Genomic DNA, 20561 nt, shown 5'->3' with positions numbered 1-20561 from the left:
CTTATTTTAATTCATTTATTTGATCAAAAATTACACTTGCAGTACTTTCTATCCTTTCTTCCGAAAAGTCAAACGTAACACCTGTTTTTTCATATATTTCTTGTATAGGTAAATTCCAATCTGCATTCGCTCCCTCTTTAAAGTAAGCAATCGCTTTTTTTGGATCCTCTCGATATATTTGAAACAATTGCATTGCTCCTATTTGCGCAATTGCGTATTCAATTTGATAAAAAGGAAACTGAACATAATGAAATGACTCTAACCAGCTTGCACCGATTTCATCTTCTAATCCTGCAATATTGACTGATGAATATTGATACCTTTTACATACTTCAGCGTATTTCTTATCACGTTCTTCTGGTGTATGGTTTGGATTTGTATAGAGCCAGTGCTGGAATACATCTCCTGCAATTGACGACATTAATAAAGACAAAGCACGATATAATTGTACACGCTGCACTTCTTTATATTCATCCTCTTGCTTATAAAAGATATTGAGCTTATCCATTACTAGCAACTCAAGACCTAGGGAATAAAGCTCAGCTACCTCTTCTCGAAGATATCTTTCTTGCATGCTACTATCACTGTTAAATTGTTTATAAAAATGAAATGCATGCCCCACTTCATGTATTAGCGCGTTAATTGCATAAAAAGATGGACTAAAATTAGAATACACAAAAACCTCTTTACTATGAGGAAGGGTAAAACAAGCAGCTCCCGGTGCTTTATTTTCACATTCTTCTACGTCAATTAATCCCGTTCTTCGTATATGAATAAATTTCTCATAAAAATATAAATCTGTCTTCCGAAATATTTCTTCCACCCCATTCAATAAATCAATAGCATTTTGGAATGGAGCTTTTGGTAATTTACATGGAGTAAGGTCCCAAGGGCGATATTTTTTTACACCGAGATTGTTTTTAGAAAGAATCCCCAACTGTTCCCATATTGGTACAACATACTTTTCTATAGATTCATGAAGCTTATAACACTCTTTAATACTATAATCTCTATTTTTTTGTTTAAAAGCATACTCACTATAATTATTAAATCCTGCATTTAAAGCGATCTCATTCCGCAATTGTATGAGTTCATTCATAATACAATCTATTTCTATTTTCACTATACTTCTTACTTCACATAAAGCGTACCAAGCTTTTTCGCGAATAGCTCTATTGGGGTTATCTAGCTTTGCTTTTACATATGCATACGTCTTTTGCTCTCCTTCCCAATTAATAGATATGTTAGACATTATTTCTCTATATTTCGTAATAAGCTTTTGCTCTTTAATGGAAAGAGCAACGTTCTTGTCATTAAACATTTTACTTTTTACCAATCTTGCTTTTTTCATAAAACCGTATTTCTGCTCATTTAATAAGTCGGAAAACGGAGACTCTCTAAATTTCTGGTCAAATTTCGCATTGTATCTTTTTAAAAGTGGTTGAATTGTATTTTGATTATACATATGTAAATTACGTTTATTTCTGTCATTTGTATCTCTATACGTGGCAATTAAACTACTTGTTATCTCCTCTTCTATTTCAGCGGTTACACGCAGTTCATCCAAAAGCCAACTCTCTAATTCTGAAACAGAAGTCATATTTCGCTCTAAAAGTGACTGTAATTTACTCTCCAAATCATTAAGCATACACAATCCTCCTGTTTTAAAATTTTAATTTTCTGTTTTTTAGAGATAGAAAAGGACAAGTAGCCAATCCGACTACTTGTCCTTGCTGTGTATCTGTACTCAATAAAATTAAGCTTGGAATGCTTCTGTTAATACTGGTACGATTTGTTTTTTACGAGATACAACACCTTTTAAAGTAGCAGTGTTGTTTTCTAGAGATACGTTGTATGCTTTCTCAACAACGTTTGCTGCTTTACCGATCGCAAGACCGACAGAATCGTTAGTTAAGATATCAGTTACAACGAATAAGAATAGGTCTAAACCTTTTTCTTCTACTACTGCAGAGATAACTTTTTCAAGTTCCGCTTGGTGTACAAGAACGTCGTTTGTATCAACAGCGTTTACTTGTGCGATTTCAACTTTTGCATTACCCATTTGGAATTCTTTAGCGTCAAGAGAGATTAATTGCTCCATTGTTTTTCCGCTTAAGTCAGCACCAGCTTTTAACATTTCTAACCCGTAGTTATCAGCATCTACACCAGCGATTTCCGCTAATTCACGAGCTGCTGCTACGTCTTGCTCTGTGCAAGTTGGAGATTTGAATAGTAAAGAATCTGAAATGATTGCAGATAACATTAAACCTGCAACTTCTTTACGAATTGTAACGCCATTTTCTTTGTACATTTTGTTTAAGATTGTAGCTGTACAACCAACTGGCTCACAACGATAGTAAATAGGATCGCTTGTTTCAAAGTTAGCAATACGGTGATGGTCAATAACTTCTAACACACGAACAGATTCGATATCGTTAGCACTTTGTTGACGCTCGTTATGATCAACTAAAATAACGTTGTCCACTTCGCTTGCAACTGTCTCAACAAAACGCGGTCCTTCTACTTTAAAATGGTCTAACGCAAATTGAGTTTCACCGCTGATTTCGCCTAAACGTACAGGCTCAGCATTCATTCCTAATTCTTTTTTCAATTCTGCATAAGCAATTGCAGAACAAATTGCATCTGTATCTGGGTTTTTATGCCCGAAAACTAGTACTTTTTCCATGTTTTCCACCTCTTCATGAAAAGGATATCTTAAAGAAGCAAATATGACAATATTTAAAGCATAATTTTTTATAAATAATTGCACTTTCTTCTATATTTTTCATCGTTTTTCGTAAAAAAAGATCATCTAAAATGAATTAGATGATCAAAATGTATATTTTATTTAAAATAAGCTAGGAGCTTGCACTACATGATTTAGCGGAAAATTTGATGCTAAACCGTTATTTACAAGGTTAACATCTATAACTTGATAAAATGCATTCCCAGTATCTGCAATTTCCCAAACAGCTAAAATAAGGTGATATCCATTTCTATCAGTAGGTACATTCGCTTCATGAGTTACTGAAGTTCCTGGTCTTGTTCCCCCATCATTTTTCACATAGAATGGCACTAAATCTAAATCAGACCTTGTTAACGGCTTATTTGGATTCCAATCTTTTTTCGTAATATAGTATTTCCATTCTTTCGTACTATGAGGTGCGGTTAGTTTCCACTTGAATGTATTCGTCCCGCCGTTTAACGTAACTTTCTTCCACCTATCAACTGATTGAACGTCTAAAGCAGGAAAATGGCCTGCTCCTGCGATTTGTCCATCAGAAGGTCCTAATTGCGGGAATCCACCTATTCCTTCTACACTTTGCGGCTCGTATTGAATTGGTCCGCAATTTACATTTACCCCTTGCTTACATAAATAAGAACGGCTCGCTGGTGATTCAACATATCCATGAGCTGAAGCTTTTTCTGAAAAACCGAAAGTTAACAATCCCGTAAGTAATATACCACCACTTAATATAACTTTCTTCACCTTCTGTAAACCTTTCGTTCTCATCCCATCATCCCCTTTCCCATAATAAAGCGAAAATAACTATAGTCGGCTAGTCATCTTCTCTACATCAATTATAAGTCGAAGAACATACCTAAAAGAACCCTCTAAAAACTTTCTCAAATTCATTTAGTACATTAAATAAATTTTATTGATACATTCAAATAACACCGCTAGAGAAATATAGACGGTGTTAAATATACTAAATTAAACTATTCGTTTATAAATAAATTACGAAATTGGCAAAGTTAGTCTAGTTATCAAATAGCCCTCTCCCTCTCAGATTTGCGGAAACTGGCTCCTTTCCGATTTCACGTGCCCATATAGATAACTGGCCGATATGGTGGATTTCGTGGACAATGACATGACTTATTAACTCTCCGTGTGTACATTCAATGACTCGGCGCCTAATTGGTGCGTCTCTTGAGCTAATCGGCTCTTCATTGAAGTCAGCTTTTGAAAGTTTCCGAGAATCCATTTCATTTGTCCAAGAGGTCACAAATGGCTTCACTTTCCCGTGGTATTGAGCTGAAAGATTTTTCACTTTTTGTAAGCTGGCATACTCTTCAAACAATGGCTCCTCAGGCACTGATTCACCACGCAACCCTAAGATCCACATATATTCCACATCTACAATATGAAATAGGGTATGTAGTATACTGCCGAATCCACCGACCCGTTTCTTTACCAGTTCTTCGGCCGATATGTCTTCGCACCATGTAAACCAATCATCACGAACTTGCCAGTTATATTGAAACAGTTTCAACATCACAGCAACCTCCATCTTTTAGATTAACATTTAATATTCACCAAAAGACTTCAAAATCCTTATTTAAGTAATACCTCTTATACAACTGTTAAAACCTTATACAAATTGGCCCTCAAATTGAACATTCAATATGAAGTTAATGAATGAAAAGAAACCCCCTATTATACAGGGGGTTATCAATCTTTTTACAAATCAATACTCAGACCTAATAACAGATTTTTCGTTTGAAAATATCCCTCTTTTTAAATAAAAATACTAAATCATTTTATAATAAATAACCGTTGCATCTAAATTACCATTTGGAGATATTGCATATTCTGGTATTTTTCCAACTTCTTTATAGTCTAATGATTTATACAATCTATTAGAAGGGTCTCCTTCTCTCGTATCTAACACTATAAGAGATCTATTTTCTTGCTTTGCTCTTTCCTCTGCTTTTTGCATAAGCGAACGTCCAATGCCGTTACGTCTAAAGTTCGGGTGAGTCATTAACTTGCAAATTTCAGCTCTATGAATCCCATTAGGCTTTGTAACTAAATGTAATTGAATACTCCCTGCCACTTCATTATTTATTTTAGCAACATACAAGATCACTTCTGGTGCTAAAACAGTTTCCCAATACTTTGTTGATTCTATTTGTTCCAGTGGAGGTAAAAAACCAATTGACGCCCCATCATCTACAACCGTTTTCAAAAGTTTAGAAAGCTCTTCCATATCATCATTTATTTGCTTAATCTCTTCAATTACTACATTTTGCATTACTAATCCCCCCTTTTGTTTCATTGTACCAAGTTTTAAGGAAGGAAAAACGGGTTACTAAGATGAAATTATTTAAAGTACAATTTTTTAGAGAAAGGATACTTATATGAAGTATATATTAGATAGGACATACGCAAGAGAACTTCTCGAGTGGGCATATGAACAAAACCCAGGTCCGTGGTTCAAACATTCATATAATGTTGCTCTTGCAACTGAAAAGATAGCTGTAGAACTTATTAATAATGGGTATGACCTAAATGCTGACATAGCATATAATGCAGCTCTCCTGCATGATATAGGACGGTATAAAGGTTTTACTAAATCTGTTATTCATTCCTATGATGGTTATATGTATATGAATGATTTAGGCTATATAGGAAACGCGATTATTTGCGTGACACATTCATTCCCGTGCAAAAATGAACATTTAGACATAGCAGCGGAGTGGTCCCTTGTTCCTGATTATATGAAAAGCCGATTAATTGAAATTTTAAATAAAAATAGTGACTACGACTTATACAATAAGGTCATTACCCTTTGTGACGCACTTGCTGATGCAGAAGGCTTTACTACTCTTGAAAAAAGATTAATTTCAGTTGGTTTACGACATGGAACAACCTCTCATTCTTCTTTACATTGGAAAGGTTTCTATACAATTAAGAATGAATTAGAATCTTTAATCGGTAAGAGCATATACAGAGTTCTTCCTGACGTGGAGAAATCGATTTATAAAAATATGGAATGTTAAATTACATACAACTTAAAGACGGTAGAATTTTTGTATGCGTACTTCTAAAAAACTCATTGAAAAGTGGAGGGATTAACCATTAGTAACACAGGTTTTGACTTAATAAAACATGAGGACAACTTTAATCTTGGCTATGAAGATATCGAAGAGATATCTATGAGCTGTAAATTCTCTAACTGCACTCATACAAATGAACCACATTGCGCAATTAAAAAAGCTATTTCCGATGGATTTCTTACAGAAGAAATAATGAATTGTTATTATCGAGATAAGAATGAATTCGAATATGTATGTAAACAAAAGAACAAAACAAAAGCTATTGATTATATGAAACAATTGAAACTTTTTAGAAAATCTTAATACTAAATAAATAGTTGTTATTTCTCATTCCGACTAAATTTAAAATTCTTACTTTAATACATCACATACCAGATAATTTTTATACTCAAATTTAATCTCACGTAAAAGAACGTTTTAAACATAAAGTTTAAAACGTTCTTTTACATTCAATGCTTCTGATTTTTCAGTTCACTTAAACACTCTTGTACTAATGTTACCGCTTGACTCATTGCAGCTCCGCCAGCAAATGCTGCTGATACACCACATGCTTCCAGAATCTCTTTATCTGAACATCCTTGATCAAGACAACCTTTTGTATGATAAATGGTACAATATTCATCTTGCGTTGCTAGACTAATTCCTAATGCGATAAGTTGTTTTTCCCTTTTTGTTAAAGCGCCCTCTTGAAAACAAGCTTGCGTGAATGCATTATATGTTTCTGCAATTTCAGGAATTTGGTTTGTAAAACTACCGATTCCTTCTTTATAATGATGTAGAACGTCATTTACTGAACTATGTTGTTCGTGTTCCATTTTATTATTACCTCCATTCCAATTATGTGTACCTATTGTAGTATGTGATGAAAAGAAGGCAATATACAACACTAAAAAGAATGAATATTCAGTTTATTTTAACTATAATTTCAGACTATCATCCTCTACCGTTTGTTCTTTATAGTTTTTCCTTTCAATCTCTTTACTTCTCTCCTCCCAAAAAACTAATCCTTCAATCCCAACTTTTTTAGGATCAAACACGGGATCTTTCCCTTCCTTTTTCTGTGCTTCATAATCTTTTAACACTTTTAATGCGATTTTACTTAATAGTAGAATCGCAATTAAGTTTAACCATGCCATGCTACCGATTCCTAAATCTCCAAGATTCCATAAAAGCGACGCTGATTCTACGCTACCGATGTAAACCATAATTAAAAATCCAATTTTTAAAACTGGTTTTAACCAGCTATGTTTAAGCTCACGATCTAAATAAGTAAGTGTCGTTTCAGCGATATAGTAGTATGCGAGTAAAGTTGTAAATGCGAAGAAGAAGATTGCGATTGAAATGAATAATGGACCAAACCCTGTCATAACAGTTTCAACTGCTTGTTGTGTATAAATTGGACCTGCATCAACATTCCCTATATTTTTTACAATAGCGCTTTTCCCTTCCGGTATAACATTATACATACCTGTTATTAAAATCATAAGAGCTGTCGCTGTACATACAACAATTGTATCGATATATACAGAAAACGCTTGAACTAACCCTTGTTTTGCAGGATGGGATACTTCAGCAGCAGCGGAGCTATACGTCGCTTCTCCAACACCAGCAACATTTGAAAATACAGCACGCTTTACGCCCCAAGCGATTGCTGCACCAACGATTCCGCCAAACATTTCATTTACACCAAAAGCACTAGAGAAAATTAAAGCGAACATACTTGGAATTTCTGTTACATTCGCAATTAATACGATACATGTAACAATTACATAACCTATTGCCATAAATGGAACGAGCATTTGCGAAACGCCAGCTATTCTCTTTACGCCACCAAAAATGATCGCTGCTAATAATACGACTAACAATATACCAGTTATATATTTACTAATACCGTTAGAGTTTTCAAAACCAACTGCGATACTACTAGATTGAATACCTGGTAATAAAACGCCATATGAAAGTGTTACAACGACCGCTACAATAACTGCAAACCATTTCATTTCCAGGCCTTTTTCAATGAAATATGGTGTACCACCTCGGTATTCATTCCCAACTTTACTTTTATACACTTGAGATAATGTTGATTCAACAAATGCACTCGCTGCTCCTAAAAGAGCCATTACCCACATCCAAAACACAGCTCCTGGTCCGCCAAAAGCGATTGCTGTCGCGACCCCTGCGATATTACCTATTCCAACCCTACCAGATAACGCTAAACAAAATGCTTGAAAGGATGAAATTCCCGTCTCCGAGCTCTTCCCTTCAAATAATAGTTTAATCATCTCTTTAAAATAACGAATTTGCAGAAAACGAGTGGCAATTGTAAAATACACACCTGCCCCTAATGCAAAAACAACTAACCCAATACTCCATACTTGCCCTACTAACCACTCTACTAATTGCTCCATCAAAATCCCCCTTAACATTCTTTTGAAAACTATTTTATATATAAGAAAACGGACAACTATTATTAAACCTTACAGTTGTCCGTATCTCTCATTATTTCATCCCTCTATTTATTAACAGTTAGATTCTCTATTACTTTATATTTACCCAAACGCTTTTCACTTCTGTATAGTTATCAAGCGCATATGAACCTAACTCACGACCGATTCCAGATTGTTTAAACCCACCAAATGGTGCAGCTGCATTTTCTAAGTTATAATCATTAATCCATACTGTTCCTGCCTTTAATTTATTGGCAACTTGATGTCCTGTTTTAATATTTTGTGTCCATACGCCCGCAGCGAGTCCGTATGAAGAGCGATTCGCTCTTTCGATAACCTCTTCTGTTGAATCAAACGGAAGTACAACGACAACTGGTCCAAAAATTTCTTCTTTCACAATTGTCATATCATCAGTAACATTTGTGAAAACTGTTGGCTGTACAAAATATCCTTTTTCAAATGCCCGTTCACCACCAGCAGCAACAGTAGCACCTTCTGCTTTTCCTTGTTCAATGTAATGTAGCACACGTTCTTGTTGCTTTTTAGACACAAGTGGACCCATTTCCGTTTCCTTCTCCATACCTGCTCCAAGTTTTACGTTGTTCGCCATTTTCACTAGTTCATTTACGACTGTTTCGTAATGTTTTCGGTGAACGAATACGCGAGATCCAGCACTACAATTTTGGCCGTGATTATACATAATACCTTGGAATGCGCCGTTAATCGCTTCTTCTAAATCAGCGTCTTCTAAAATGATATTTGGTGATTTACCACCAAGTTCTAACGTTACATGTTTAATTGTTTCTGCAGATTGACGCATAATATATTTCCCTGTAACTGTTGAACCTGTGAAGGCTACTTTATCAATATCATGATGGTTTACGATTGCAGCTCCTGCTTCAGGGCCAAAACCTGGAACAAAGTTTACAACACCGTTTGGAAAACCTGCTTCTTTAAAGAGCTTCGCTGTATATAATAACGATAAAGGCGTTTGCTCTGCTGGTTTTAATACGATTGTACAACCTGTTGCTAGTGCAGCTCCCATTTTCCAAGAAGACATAACGAGTGGAAAATTCCAAGGAATAATTTGACCTACAACGCCAACAGGTTCATGGCGTGTGTAATTTAAGTAATCTTTTGAAATCGGAATCGTTTGCCCGATAATTTTCGTAGCCCATCCCGCATAATAACGATAATTTTCTACAGTCGCTGCAATATCATCATCCAGTGCTACTTGATATGGTTTTCCATTATCTAAAGCTTCTAACTGCGCTAATTCTTCTCCATGCTCTTCAATTAAGTCTGCTAATTTATAAATAAGGTGCGCTCTTTCAGCGGTAGTCATTTCTACCCAAGGTCCTGATTCAAATGCAGATCTTGCAGCTTTTACCGCTACATCAATATCCTCTTCTCGCGCTTCGCATACGACAGCTAAAACATCTTCTGTTGCTGGATTGTATGTCTCAAATGTCTTCCCGCTAATGGAAGGTACAAATTCACCATTAATAAACATTTTAATTTCTTCATTTAAAAACGCTTTCACTTTTGGTCTCAGCTCAATGTTTGTCGTTAACATATATGCTCTCCTCCTTATTTAAACAGCTGCATGAGCTGCAATTTTTGAAATAATCGTTTGAAGTTTTTGATCTTCTTCTTCAGTTAATCCGAGTCTCGGATAACGAGAAGGTCCCCCTGCTTGCCCGTGTAATTCCATTGAGCGTTTAACGATTTGTACATATTTTCCTGATCCTTCAAGAAACTCGCAAAGAGGTAAAATCGCATCATTTATTTCCCAAGCTTTTTCTAATTCACCATTTTGGAAATGCTCATACATTTTCGTAACAAGTCCCGGCAAGATATTTCCTGCTACTGAAACCCATCCCGTTGCACCTACTAAATAAGATTCCATAACTAAATCTTCAGATCCACAGAATACTTGAAAAGCACCTTCGCCTTGTCGTACTAAATCTCTTGCTTTACGAATATCTCCGCTAGATTCTTTAATATGTGTAACATTTTCACATTCTTTTCCAATACGTAGCATGAGCTCTGTACTCATATCAACACCAGATGTAAACGGATTATTGTATAACATAATTGGTATATTTACAGCGTTTGAGATTTCTTTAAAATGAAAATAAATTTCCTCTTCTTTCGGCTTACAATAGTACGAGTTAATAATTAATGCGCAATCCGCTCCGTGTGCTTCTGCATGTTTCGTATATTCAATCGTTTCTTTCGTCGTTTCTGCTGCAGTTCCTACAATAACTGGAATACGGCCATCAACTTCTTTTAATACTGTTTCTACCATTTTAAATCGTTCTTCTTTTGATAAACTAACAAACTCCCCTGTACTTCCATTAATAATAATGCCAGCTACTTTTTGATCGATAAAATAGTTTACATTTTGTTTTACACCGTTCCAATTAATTTCTTGCAACTCATCCATCGGTGTGATTAATACTGGAAATGCCCCTTTAAATTTTTTCATATTTATCTCTCCCTTTACCATTTTATTTTAGTAAAAATCCTGTCGGAAACGGATCTGTATGGTCTAATAGAAACGTCTGCATCCCTGTAATAAAACCTCTACTTTCGAAACGGAAAATGTAACCCGTTTCTTCCTTCTTCACTTTTTCAACAGTTATAAAGCTATTAAATATACTTTCATTTATAAAAGGTTTATCCGCTATATAATCATTTTTAAATAATGTATGAACAAAAGACACAATAGTAGAGACAAATCCTGGCGAACGTACGATGAAATTATCTTCATGAAATGTAATCGACTTTATATGGTTCTTTTCTTTCTGCGAAGAATCTACTAAAATAAGTCTTTTTATAAGTGATTGTTTTTGTATAGCTTGTAGTGTAGCTTCTCCCCATTTTTTCAATTCAGAAATGTTTTCAATACGAATTTCTGGCGAATACGCACCTTTTTCTACAACTGCATATACTTTATCTGCCTGTATGAGAGAGTAACTTAAATTACCGACTTGTAAATTTTTCTCAATCATATAACATAGTTTGCTTTCAAACGAAACAGAGACTACTTCATCATTCTCTACATACGCATAGACTGAGAATATGCCAGATAACGTTTCGATTTTGTATTGATTCGTCTCTCTCTTTTTTAAATACCCGCTTTCTAGTAACATCGTTATGACTGCGACAATACCTCCGTAGTGGAGAGGAATTGATCCTTCATGATTAAAAAATAATACAGCTGCATCGACTTCCGAATGAATAGAAGGAACGACGATACATCCATTTAAACCGATAAAACCACGCGGTTCATTTAATAAAAGCTGCATTTCATCTGCTAATTCACCTGAGAATTGTTCGCTTAATTGTTCTAAATTGTAGTAGTACTTACATGGTACATCTTTTATTACACGAAATGCCTCGCCATTTACGTGTACGTCTACTGCTGTATACATTTTTTGAATGTTCATTTTACATCCTCCGTTTCATGTTCCATCGGCGGAATTAGCAAAAAGCCTTCTTTCAGCGGATCCTTTTCATTGTAAAAAAATCTATGCATACCCATAAGCCAGGCTGAACCTGTAATTTTCGTTACGACAGCTTCAATATTTTCTACAGATGTTGTATTTATGACGCACCCTTTAAATAAAGAGCCAACGATACTCTCATGAATAAACTCTTCATCCACTTCAATTTTTTGATTTGCGTATAATACAGCTAGCTTCGCTGATGTTCCTGTACCACATGGAGAACGATCAATTCCTCCTGGCGGAACGACAACTGTATTTTTCACATGAGCACTTTCATGAGTAGGATCTGTATAAAATTCAATATGGGTTAACCCTCTAATAAACGAATACTGCGGATGAATGATTTCAAATTTCTCATTTATGATATTTCTAATATGGATTGCCTTATCGATAATTGTAGATGCATTTTCCGGTACTAACTCTAAACCTACTGACTTCGCATCAATAATGGCATAGAAATTTCCTCCATACGCAATATCTGCTTTAACAGTTCCAATTCCTTCGACTTGTACGGTGATATGTTTCAGTAAAAAAGCTGGTATGTTACAGAAAGAGACTTCTTTCGCTTTTCCATCTTGAACAAAGATATCAACTTCAACTAAGCCGGCTGGCGTGTCTAACTTTAACGAAGTAATCGGTTCAACTACCGGAATTAAACCTGATTCAATTAAAGCTGTACATACACCAATTGTATCGTGACCACACATCGGTAAATATCCACCTGTTTCTATGTAAATAACACCAATATCTGCTTCAGGATGACATGGATCTGTTAATAATGCTCCTGACATGACATCATGACCACGCGGTTCATTCATTAACAATTTGCGAATCCAGTCATACTCCTTTTTCATATGTAACATCTTCTCTGCCATCGTCTCTCCAATTAACTTTGGCAGTCCGCTAATCAATGTTCTCGTTGGATTCCCGCCTGTATGTGTATCAATTGTCGTAAAGACTCTTTGTGACCTCATCCGTTTAACACCCTTTCTGTAAAACGACTCAAACGAAGTGGTTCAATAGGAATAATTGTTTCTTTTTCATTTAATAACTCTTCAATCACTTTCCCAGTAACTGCGGCAAGACTAATGCCGTCCCCTTCATGCCCTGCTGCTATAAAGTAATTCGGGATATGTTCCACACGTGAAATGATTGGCAAATGGTCTTCTGTCCACGGACGTAATCCAGCGTATGAACGAATCACCATCATATCCGCCATTTTCGGATAAAAGCGTATTGCTCTGTTCGCAATACATTTAATTACCTCGTTATTTATCCTCGTATGAAATCCTACAAACTCTCTACTACTACCAATTAAAAAATTTTGGCTCTCTGTCGGTTCAAACACAAGAGCTACCCCATATTTTTCAGTTAAAGCATCCACTTTTCGTTTTCCGCCAAATTTAGAAATTAAATAACCAAATTCCATTACTTTACGGCAACCAACGTGTTGTTGCCTTGAAGCTACAATAATATGTCCTTTTCTCGGTTCAATTGGGATATTTACATCCAACATTTCTCCGATCTTTGGAGCCCATACACCAGCTGCGTTTACTACTTGCTTCGTAGTAAACGTCCCATTTGTCGTTTCTACAATAAAGGAACCGTCTATATCTCTTTTCATTTCTTTTACTTCTGTATGATTAAAAACTTTCGTACCAAACTTCTTCGATTCTGCAAGAAGTGAAAAAGCGAGAAGATATGGATTTACAGTCGAATCCGTTGCGCATTCTAACCCGCCTAATAAATCGTCCGCGAAAAATGGTGATTCTGCTCTTATATCTTGTCTATCAAGCATTCGAAATGGTAATCCAGCTTCTTTTTGACGATTTACCCATTGCAGCGCTGCTTCCATCTCTTCGTCCGACTCACATACGAGAATACTTCCTGGCGCCCTATATTCAAATGAGTGCTCTAACTCTTCACTTAAATCAGTTACTAATCTTTGACTTACTAATGACATTTGACTATCAAACCCTGGGTCTTTATCAATAGCCAAAATATTTCCGTCACACCGTGAAGACGTCCCACTGACAAATTCTCCTTTTTCAATGATTGTTACGTCTCTTCCATATTTTGATGTGTAATAAGCGATAGAACATCCTATAATACCACCGCCTATTATTAAAACGTCACAGTGCCTCACGTAGCACCCCTCCCTTCTTTTTACTCCCTCACTTTCTTTTATGCAATTGACGTGCCAACTCTACATATATACACTTTTTACAAATAATATTTTTATTTTGTAAAAATATTTTGAATTTATCATAAATAGGTGTATTATTTTTTTATCACTGTCAAAATTTTTATACATAATAGGAGGACAATATGGCATTCTCATTTCCCACAATACAAGAATTTCTAAAAACTTTATTAATTGATCACACAAACAATTTGCAACATATTGAGCAAGTTAACGAAAAGTTTTATTACAGCCCTTCTACTACAGAAAAATACAACTGTGCAGTTATAGATGAAGATGATTCATTCAACACTTTAATTGACGCATTTTCTCATGAAATGATTGTTATCGTAATAAACGAAAATAAAGAGCCTATATGCTGTATAACGGCTCAGCAAATCATTCCGTTTCTTGTTAAGTCTTACAATGAACTACAATCTTTCTATAACACCGTAATACAAACAACTGATTCTTCTGTTACAGTTATCGATGATAAAGAATGTGTTCGTACTTGGACAGATGGCGCCGAAAAGATTTTTTCAGTCAACCATACTGAAATTATTGGACAACCTATCACTCGCTTTTTTGACTATAAAGATTTGGAAATTTTGCAATCATTACATGACGGAAAAAGCATAATTGCACAGTTCCATCAGCCTCGTCCAGATTTATTTGTATTAATTAATTCAAACCCAGTGTATTGTAACGATGAAATTATTGGAGCAGTCGTTTCAGAAACTGATGTTACGAATCAAGTTGCTTTAAATGAAAAACTATTTAATATGTCACATGAAATGCACCGATTAGAACAAGAGGTCGCAAAGTACAAAGATGAATCCGACCCTTTCCTTACGATGAATGGAAAGAGTCCTGTTATACAAAGAACGATACAATTAGCTAGAAAGGTGTGTTCGGTGAAATCAACAGTTTTAATACTCGGAGAAAGTGGTGTTGGAAAAGAAGTATTTGCGAAAGCAATCCATGAAGCAAGTGAAGCAGCTAAAGCACCTTTCATTTCAATTAACTGCGGCGCCATTCCAGAAGCGTTATTTGAAAGTGAATTATTCGGGTATGAGCGCGGGGCGTTTTCTGGTGCAAATAGTAAAGGGAAAAAGGGTAAAATAGAGCTCGCGCAAGGCGGTACATTATTCCTAGATGAAATAGGAGAAATGCCGCTCGATATGCAAGTAAAGCTTTTACGTGTACTACAAGAACGAAAATATTACCGAGTTGGTGGAGAAAAAGAGATTCATATTAATTTCCGCATTATCGCTGCTACAAATCGTGATTTACAAGAGGAAATGAGAAAAGGAACGTTCCGAGAAGATTTATACTATCGCCTAAATGTAGTTAGCTTGCATATTCCACCGCTGCGCGAAAGACGCGAGGAAATTATTGAATTAACCTATTCTTTTTTAAACGATTTTTCAATCAACTATAACAGACCAATTCGTGACTTACCTTCCAGCATTATGCATGAGTTACTTCATTACAATTGGCCAGGTAATATTCGCGAACTTCGTAACGTTGTTGAAAGACTTGTCGTATTTGCGACTGACGGTATTATAAAACAAGAATATTTACCATTTCATACAACTGAAACGTTAGACAATCATACGGCTCATTCCCTATTACTCAGCAACAATCATACAATCCTTTCTTTACAAGAAGAAATGGATGAACATGAGAAGAAAGTTATTGAGAGGGCTTTACGCATTTTAAATGGGAATAAATTAGAGTGCGCGAAACAACTCGGTGTTACGAGAGCCACTTTATATAACCGTTTAAAAAAACTTGGTTTACAATAACCGTTTCCCTCCTCTATATTGGCATAGTTTTTGCATTATATAATTTGTGCAAACCGAACTAGAGGAGGAATACATATGACGAATAAAGATCATGTAATTGTTTGTCGATGTGAAGAAGTTACATACGGTCAACTTCAATCGACAATTGCTGAATATAATTGCTCGGCGAGAGAATTAAAACTAAGAACACGTGCTTGCATGGGATTTTGCGGTGGCCGCACATGTAGAATGATGATAGATCGAATGATTGAAAGTGCAAATCCTGAAGTAACTACTAATGAAATTCCATTAAAATATCAACCACCAGTGCGCGCAGTTACCTTTGGAGCGGTAGGTGAAAATAAATGAATAGAATTACCTATCATCCTGTTTTAGGGAGTTTAAATAGTAGTAATCGCATCACTTTCCAATTTAACGGGCAACAATATGAAGCATATGAACATGAAACGATTGCGGCCGCTTTACTTGCAAACGGAATAAGAACTTTAAGAGTGCATGAAGATAGCGGGACGCCGCGAGGTATTTACTGTAATATCGGGCATTGTTCTGAATGCCGCGTGACAGTAAACAATCAAACGAACGTACGAGCATGCTTAACTGTTGTTGAAAAAGACATGGTAGTTAATAGCGGCAAACAGCATCCAAATATCGTGAGAGAGATGGTGAAAAAGCGATGAATGATGTCATTATTATCGGAGCTGGACCAGCAGGTTTGTCAGCCTCCATCTCTTGTGCTCGTTTTGGACTAAATGTACTTGTTATTGATGAATTTATGAAGCCTGGCGGAAGGTTGCTCGGACAATTACATCAAGAACCTACTGGAGAATGGTGGAACGGAATAGAAGAATCAAAACGCCTTCACGAAGAAGCAAAATCACTTTCAGTTGATATTCGATGCGGCATTTCCGTCTATAATTTAGATAAAGATGAAAGTTCTTGGTTCGTACATACGAATATCGGTACGTTAGAAGCGCCGTTCGTTTTACTTGCTACTGGCGCTGCTGAGTACTCCATCCCCCTTCCTGGTTGGACACTTCCAGGAGTAATGTCGATTGGTGCAGCCCAAGTAATGACAAATGTACATCGCGTTCAAGTTGGGCGAAAAGGAGTAATTATTGGCGCTAACATTTTGTCATTCGCTATTTTGAATGAATTACAATTAGCGGGAATTAAAGTGGAACATATTGTACTTCCTGAAAAAAGTGAATTAAGTCAAAAGGCTGGTGAACCAGAAGAAGTTTTAAACTCTCTCTTACATGCTGCACACCTTGCTCCATCACCTTTATTACGTATAGGTAGTCGATTGATGAAATATAATTGGGTGAAACAAGCTGGATTAAACTTCTATCCAAATAACGGTATGAAAATAAATGGCACACCACTTCACCTTCGAAAAGCAGCTCTTGAAATTATCGGTACAGATCAAGTTGAAGGTGTACGGGTTGCTACTATTGATACGAAAGGAAACATCATAACTGGATCGGAACAAATATATGAGGCAGACTTCGTTTGTATTGCCGGTGGCTTATACCCTCTTGCTGAGCTTGCTGCTGTAGCTGGCTGTCCTTTCCGTTACATTCCGGAATTAGGCGGCCATGTTCCACTGCATTCCGAAACAATGGAAACCCCTCTTCCCCGTTTATTTGTAGCCGGCAATATAACTGGCATTGAAAGCGGAAAAATCGCGATGGCACAAGGAACTGTTGCTGGATATTCAATCGTAAAACAAGCAAATACAAAATCCCATTCGGTTGAACAACACTTGCAACAGGCGATCCAACATGTACATACCGTACGACAACAAGCTGCCATTCAATTTAACCCGATGATTGATGTCGGTAGACGGAAAATGAATGAAATATGGCGTGATTATTCCCTAGCATTTGCTCATACTAAAAAGAGCTGCTGAGATTACTCTCAACAGCTCTTTTTTCTATTCATTTGAGTTATTAAACTTTGCTAATGCGTAAATGCCTTCTTCATCATCTAATTCAAGTTGTAATCTTGCTGCGAATGAATTGACATTATATTCTCTGTCAAGTAATAAGCGCAATGCTTCGATTAAGTTCGCTTGAATTAAAATTTGTTTGCGACCATTTACTTCTACTTCAGCAGAAAAACCGTAATCATCGTCATACATTAATTCAACTAAAACTTCTTCTGGACCAACTTGTCTTTTTTCAGCGATATATACGCAAAGTGAATTTATTAATTCTTGTTCAGAAATTTTTATTGTTTCCATGCTACTTCATCTGCCTTTTTCTTACGTTGATCTTTGAAGTATTTAAATGCACGAACTGCTAACATTACGATACCAGCCATTACTAACATATTTACCATAAACGCTAATACAGAACCAAGAGCTCCCATATTTGCAAATAAGCTACCCATTAGTAAACCACCAAGACCACCTAGTAATAAACCTTTCATAAAGCTTCCTTTATTACTTTTTGGTGCTGTGTTTGTTGCTTTGTTTTTTGAATCTGTTGTTGTTTTTTGTGAATTCACGTTACTATCTTTTTTGTTCAAATCAACTTTTGACTTTTGACCAGAACTTGGTGTGTATGATTTCTTACCAGATTTGTAACTCTTCGCTGCTGCGTGATCTACAAACATGAAGCTACTAGCTCCAAAGATAACCATGAATGCTGTCATGACTGCTACAAGTTTTTTCAACATATTATATCCATTCTCCTTTTATATAGATATATGTGAAATCTACCTTTCTAGTAAATTAAGAATGATAGATTTGTTTTTAAAAACATTTTAAAGGTTCTTATGAACTTATTATATGAACTTTTGTCGAAATATGCAAGCATTATTTACTTATAACAGTTTGGTGACAAAGGAAAAATTAAGCAAAACAGAATTGACTTTAAATGAAACAAAACATATTATAGGTTCATAAGAACTTTTTAATATTTTTGGAGGTGAAAAGATGGAAACATTTCATCTCACACGAAACGAAATGGCTACCCTTCTTCTATCTTTAAGAGGATGGAATACGAAAAAGCCTCTCGGTATTTTACAAGAAGCGTGGGCAAAGTCACATAAAAAAGATATTGAAAGCGGACAAAGCGTAACTGCTTTTATTACTACCGCACTTTCACCTATTTTTGAAAAACTGATTAAAATTGATGATACAGACGTCGGTTTTTCATTAAATGAAATAGTTGCGCTTGGAAATCAGATTGAAAATACAAGTTTCTCAGTAACGGCCATGCAAAACTGGGTAAAACGAGATATTAAAGAAATGATTGGCTCCCCTCAAAAAGGGAAAAAATATTCAATTGAACAAGCAGCCTTACTATTCATTGTTGAAGATTTAAAAACAGCACTTGATTTTGAATCCATTCGTAAGCTATTACGCCTTATCGTAAATGACCCAGCCGATCGAAGTGATGACTTAATCAATCCTGTTCATTTATATGGAGCATACTCTTCCCTATTTGAAGAACTCAATCAAGGGAATTGCTTACAACTAAATGCAACAGATACAGTTCATACAATTGAAAACATCGTAAAAGAAAAAGCTGATAAAATCGCAAGCAAGTTCGATCAAGTTAACAACGAACAACGTGAAGCAATTCGTAACGCTATTATTATCGCCACACTTTCTGTACATACCGCTTATGTACAAATGTTAGCGAAACGTTACGTAACAGCAACTTTATTTTTACAAAATTTAGAAGTGAAACCGTAAAAAAACAAGCATCCCCCTATCTTATATGTAGAACTGGGAGATGCTTGTTTTTTATATCAATATAAGATGCAAAAATCGTTTACATATAAGTTTCATTTTACAATTGCTCTTGATTATGTAATTATCATTACTAATCTATAATTCATTCAACAATTTTCATTTCGTGCTATTAAATTCCTATTAGATTTTCTCGATAAACTTAATTACATCATCGTTGTAATTGTATTTATCATTAATTTCTCGCAATAATTCAATATCGTGAGTATGAGTTTTTCCTGTCTCGAGCAATTCGCGATATAAATCAATATAAGGAAGATTTTTACTAATAGCGTTTTTTAATTCCTTTTCTACATCATAAGAAACTTTTTTAAATCTCACCTCCGCAATCCCTGCCTCATCAATCTCAAGAATTGCATACTGAGCACGTAAGTCAGAGTTTAGTTTATTCCACTTGTAAAAAGGTTGTCCAACTGTTCCTGGGTTAATAATTAATTGATCATTACTACTATAGCGCAACAATTGATGGTGGGTATGAGCGTAAATCGCAATATCATATTCACCATCAAATAACCGATCAAACTGTTTCTGATTATTAGTGGGCCACAAATCTCCTCCGTAATTTTTATTTTGTAGATTATGACTAATACTGATTGATAAATCATTAACCTGTTTTATTATCTGTAATGGTAAATTTTTAATATGCTTAATATAGTTTTCATCCAAGTTTTCACATTGATACTGAACTAATCTAGAAACATAAATATCAGTTGCGTTATCAATATCAATGTTTTTATTAAGAACGTCAAGAAAGCTATCTTCCCAGTTTCCTTGTACATAAGTATCAACGTTAATACTTTCTAACATTTCAAATAAATCATTCGATCCAGGACCAGGCATAATTAAATCTCCTAAAAACCAATAATCAATCACATCTTCTTTCATAGAATCTTCGATAACTGCTTTTAAAGCAGTTGCATTTCCATGTACATCTGCCAGTAATGCAATTTTATGTTTCATGTATTTTATTCACTCTCCCTAATTCACGCTATATTCAGAATTAAATAC

22 protein-coding genes are annotated in these 20561 nt (G+C 35.5%); 7 read left to right on the top strand and 15 right to left on the bottom strand.

From position 1 onward, the window contains the following. Position 1: 1 nt before the first annotated feature. The 5 genes from AC1Q8N_RS02335 to AC1Q8N_RS02315 form a co-directional block, all read right to left on the bottom strand. Positions 2-1648 (bottom strand): M3 family oligoendopeptidase, encoded by a 1647-nt coding sequence (locus tag AC1Q8N_RS02335; RefSeq protein ID WP_493521048.1) that lies wholly within the window; start codon positions 1646-1648, stop codon positions 2-4. A gap of 108 nt (positions 1649-1756) precedes the next feature. Beyond that, positions 1757-2686: a manganese-dependent inorganic pyrophosphatase gene (gene ppaC, locus AC1Q8N_RS02330; RefSeq protein ID WP_000416840.1), complete on the bottom strand. Its 930-nt coding sequence runs from the start codon at positions 2684-2686 to the stop codon at positions 1757-1759. Between the two features lie 162 nt (positions 2687-2848). Then, positions 2849-3514 carry a lytic polysaccharide monooxygenase gene (locus AC1Q8N_RS02325; RefSeq protein ID WP_048547409.1) on the bottom strand — a complete coding sequence of 222 codons (666 nt, stop codon included), beginning with the start codon at positions 3512-3514 and terminating at the stop codon, positions 2849-2851. Between the two features lie 247 nt (positions 3515-3761). Further along, positions 3762-4277: a DinB family protein gene (locus AC1Q8N_RS02320; RefSeq protein WP_098076159.1), complete on the bottom strand. Its 516-nt coding sequence runs from the start codon at positions 4275-4277 to the stop codon at positions 3762-3764. 255 nt (positions 4278-4532) lie between these two features. Then, entirely contained in the window at positions 4533-5036 is a 504-nt protein-coding gene (locus AC1Q8N_RS02315) for a GNAT family N-acetyltransferase (protein ID WP_098076161.1), read from the bottom strand. Between the two features lie 106 nt (positions 5037-5142). Here AC1Q8N_RS02315 and AC1Q8N_RS02310 point away from each other — a divergent pair, with 106 nt between their 5' ends. Together AC1Q8N_RS02310 and AC1Q8N_RS02305 are read left to right on the top strand one after the other, a co-directional pair. Then, positions 5143-5784 (top strand): HD domain-containing protein, encoded by a 642-nt coding sequence (locus AC1Q8N_RS02310; protein WP_098047713.1) that lies wholly within the window; start codon positions 5143-5145, stop codon positions 5782-5784. A 63-nt stretch (positions 5785-5847) separates the two neighbouring features. Then, positions 5848-6144, top strand: a complete 297-nt coding sequence (locus tag AC1Q8N_RS02305; protein WP_048547416.1) for a hypothetical protein — start codon at positions 5848-5850, stop codon at positions 6142-6144. Positions 6145-6290: 146 nt separating this feature from the next. Here AC1Q8N_RS02305 and AC1Q8N_RS02300 read toward each other — a convergent pair whose 3' ends face one another. From AC1Q8N_RS02300 to AC1Q8N_RS02270, 7 genes are all read right to left on the bottom strand, one after another. Beyond that, the gene (locus AC1Q8N_RS02300; RefSeq protein WP_176519549.1) at positions 6291-6728 is read right to left on the bottom strand and encodes a carboxymuconolactone decarboxylase; all 438 of its coding nucleotides are present in this window, start codon (positions 6726-6728) and stop codon (positions 6291-6293) included. A 30-nt stretch (positions 6729-6758) separates the two neighbouring features. Next, the gene (locus AC1Q8N_RS02295; protein WP_098221991.1) at positions 6759-8249 is read right to left on the bottom strand and encodes an alanine/glycine:cation symporter family protein; all 1491 of its coding nucleotides are present in this window, start codon (positions 8247-8249) and stop codon (positions 6759-6761) included. 130 nt (positions 8250-8379) lie between these two features. Further along, entirely contained in the window at positions 8380-9864 is a 1485-nt protein-coding gene (locus AC1Q8N_RS02290; RefSeq protein ID WP_048547420.1) for an aldehyde dehydrogenase family protein, read from the bottom strand. Positions 9865-9882: 18 nt separating this feature from the next. Continuing rightward, entirely contained in the window at positions 9883-10800 is a 918-nt protein-coding gene (dapA, locus tag AC1Q8N_RS02285) for a 4-hydroxy-tetrahydrodipicolinate synthase (RefSeq protein ID WP_142346292.1), read from the bottom strand. Position 10801: 1 nt separating this feature from the next. Beyond that, positions 10802-11743, bottom strand: coding sequence for a proline racemase family protein (locus AC1Q8N_RS02280; RefSeq protein ID WP_098047716.1), 942 nt, complete (start codon positions 11741-11743; stop codon positions 10802-10804). Beyond that, positions 11740-12777, bottom strand: coding sequence for a proline racemase family protein (locus AC1Q8N_RS02275; protein ID WP_098047717.1), 1038 nt, complete (start codon positions 12775-12777; stop codon positions 11740-11742). The genes AC1Q8N_RS02280 and AC1Q8N_RS02275 overlap by 4 nt, the downstream gene beginning before the upstream one ends. After that, complete coding sequence (locus AC1Q8N_RS02270) at positions 12774-13949, bottom strand: NAD(P)/FAD-dependent oxidoreductase (protein WP_098076165.1); 1176 nt, start codon at positions 13947-13949, stop codon at positions 12774-12776. Before AC1Q8N_RS02270 ends, AC1Q8N_RS02275 begins: the two co-directional genes overlap by 4 nt. Before the next feature lie 182 nt (positions 13950-14131). On the opposite strand from AC1Q8N_RS02270, the gene AC1Q8N_RS02265 reads away from it, so the two are divergent. The 4 genes from AC1Q8N_RS02265 to AC1Q8N_RS02250 all read left to right on the top strand — a co-directional run bounded on the left by AC1Q8N_RS02265 (position 14132) and on the right by AC1Q8N_RS02250 (position 17702). Then, on the top strand, positions 14132-15793 hold the full coding sequence (locus AC1Q8N_RS02265) for a sigma-54 interaction domain-containing protein (RefSeq protein WP_493521047.1): 1662 nt from the start codon (positions 14132-14134) through the stop codon (positions 15791-15793). Positions 15794-15868: 75 nt separating this feature from the next. Then, the gene (locus AC1Q8N_RS02260) at positions 15869-16141 is read left to right on the top strand and encodes a (2Fe-2S)-binding protein (RefSeq protein ID WP_048547431.1); all 273 of its coding nucleotides are present in this window, start codon (positions 15869-15871) and stop codon (positions 16139-16141) included. After that, on the top strand, positions 16138-16470 hold the full coding sequence (locus AC1Q8N_RS02255) for a (2Fe-2S)-binding protein (protein WP_048547433.1): 333 nt from the start codon (positions 16138-16140) through the stop codon (positions 16468-16470). The genes AC1Q8N_RS02260 and AC1Q8N_RS02255 overlap by 4 nt, the downstream gene beginning before the upstream one ends. Further along, complete coding sequence (locus AC1Q8N_RS02250) at positions 16467-17702, top strand: NAD(P)/FAD-dependent oxidoreductase (RefSeq protein ID WP_048547435.1); 1236 nt, start codon at positions 16467-16469, stop codon at positions 17700-17702. Before AC1Q8N_RS02255 ends, AC1Q8N_RS02250 begins: the two co-directional genes overlap by 4 nt. Before the next feature lie 24 nt (positions 17703-17726). Here AC1Q8N_RS02250 and AC1Q8N_RS02245 read toward each other — a convergent pair whose 3' ends face one another. Continuing rightward, positions 17727-18035, bottom strand: a complete 309-nt coding sequence (locus AC1Q8N_RS02245; RefSeq protein WP_098642442.1) for a YxcD family protein — start codon at positions 18033-18035, stop codon at positions 17727-17729. Then, entirely contained in the window at positions 18023-18472 is a 450-nt protein-coding gene (locus AC1Q8N_RS02240; RefSeq protein WP_098047721.1) for a hypothetical protein, read from the bottom strand. Before AC1Q8N_RS02240 ends, AC1Q8N_RS02245 begins: the two co-directional genes overlap by 13 nt. 259 nt (positions 18473-18731) lie before the next feature. Here AC1Q8N_RS02240 and AC1Q8N_RS02235 point away from each other — a divergent pair, with 259 nt between their 5' ends. Further along, on the top strand, positions 18732-19496 hold the full coding sequence (locus tag AC1Q8N_RS02235; RefSeq protein ID WP_000447228.1) for a DUF1836 domain-containing protein: 765 nt from the start codon (positions 18732-18734) through the stop codon (positions 19494-19496). A gap of 180 nt (positions 19497-19676) precedes the next feature. On the opposite strand, the gene AC1Q8N_RS02230 is transcribed toward AC1Q8N_RS02235, so the two are convergent. Further along, positions 19677-20513 (bottom strand): metallophosphoesterase family protein, encoded by an 837-nt coding sequence (locus AC1Q8N_RS02230; protein ID WP_098076167.1) that lies wholly within the window; start codon positions 20511-20513, stop codon positions 19677-19679. Positions 20514-20561 lie beyond the last annotated feature (48 nt).

Source organism: Bacillus sp. GW823-FHT06B01 (assembly GCF_058952315.1).
This window is presented reverse-complemented; position numbering and strand designations above follow the sequence as displayed.

Excerpts from the sequence above, each read along its gene's own strand:
- AC1Q8N_RS02335 (WP_493521048.1), bottom strand. The coding sequence starts at position 1,648 with ATGCTTAATGATTTGGAGAGTAAATTACAGTCACTTTTAGAGCGAAAT.
- ppaC (WP_000416840.1), bottom strand. The coding sequence starts at position 2,686 with ATGGAAAAAGTACTAGTTTTCGGGCATAAAAACCCAGATACAGATGCA.
- AC1Q8N_RS02325 (WP_048547409.1), bottom strand. The coding sequence starts at position 3,514 with ATGAGAACGAAAGGTTTACAGAAGGTGAAGAAAGTTATATTAAGTGGT.
- AC1Q8N_RS02320 (WP_098076159.1), bottom strand. The coding sequence starts at position 4,277 with ATGTTGAAACTGTTTCAATATAACTGGCAAGTTCGTGATGATTGGTTT.
- AC1Q8N_RS02315 (WP_098076161.1), bottom strand. The coding sequence starts at position 5,036 with ATGCAAAATGTAGTAATTGAAGAGATTAAGCAAATAAATGATGATATG.
- AC1Q8N_RS02310 (WP_098047713.1), top strand. The coding sequence starts at position 5,143 with ATGAAGTATATATTAGATAGGACATACGCAAGAGAACTTCTCGAGTGG.
- AC1Q8N_RS02295 (WP_098221991.1), bottom strand. The coding sequence starts at position 8,249 with ATGGAGCAATTAGTAGAGTGGTTAGTAGGGCAAGTATGGAGTATTGGG.
- AC1Q8N_RS02290 (WP_048547420.1), bottom strand. The coding sequence starts at position 9,864 with ATGTTAACGACAAACATTGAGCTGAGACCAAAAGTGAAAGCGTTTTTA.
- dapA (WP_142346292.1), bottom strand. The coding sequence starts at position 10,800 with ATGGTAAAGGGAGAGATAAATATGAAAAAATTTAAAGGGGCATTTCCA.
- AC1Q8N_RS02280 (WP_098047716.1), bottom strand. The coding sequence starts at position 11,743 with ATGAACATTCAAAAAATGTATACAGCAGTAGACGTACACGTAAATGGC.
- AC1Q8N_RS02275 (WP_098047717.1), bottom strand. The coding sequence starts at position 12,777 with ATGAGGTCACAAAGAGTCTTTACGACAATTGATACACATACAGGCGGG.
- AC1Q8N_RS02265 (WP_493521047.1), top strand. The coding sequence starts at position 14,132 with ATGGCATTCTCATTTCCCACAATACAAGAATTTCTAAAAACTTTATTA.
- AC1Q8N_RS02260 (WP_048547431.1), top strand. The coding sequence starts at position 15,869 with ATGACGAATAAAGATCATGTAATTGTTTGTCGATGTGAAGAAGTTACA.
- AC1Q8N_RS02255 (WP_048547433.1), top strand. The coding sequence starts at position 16,138 with ATGAATAGAATTACCTATCATCCTGTTTTAGGGAGTTTAAATAGTAGT.
- AC1Q8N_RS02250 (WP_048547435.1), top strand. The coding sequence starts at position 16,467 with ATGAATGATGTCATTATTATCGGAGCTGGACCAGCAGGTTTGTCAGCC.
- AC1Q8N_RS02245 (WP_098642442.1), bottom strand. The coding sequence starts at position 18,035 with ATGGAAACAATAAAAATTTCTGAACAAGAATTAATAAATTCACTTTGC.
- AC1Q8N_RS02240 (WP_098047721.1), bottom strand. The coding sequence starts at position 18,472 with ATGTTGAAAAAACTTGTAGCAGTCATGACAGCATTCATGGTTATCTTT.
- AC1Q8N_RS02235 (WP_000447228.1), top strand. The coding sequence starts at position 18,732 with ATGGAAACATTTCATCTCACACGAAACGAAATGGCTACCCTTCTTCTA.
- AC1Q8N_RS02230 (WP_098076167.1), bottom strand. The coding sequence starts at position 20,513 with ATGAAACATAAAATTGCATTACTGGCAGATGTACATGGAAATGCAACT.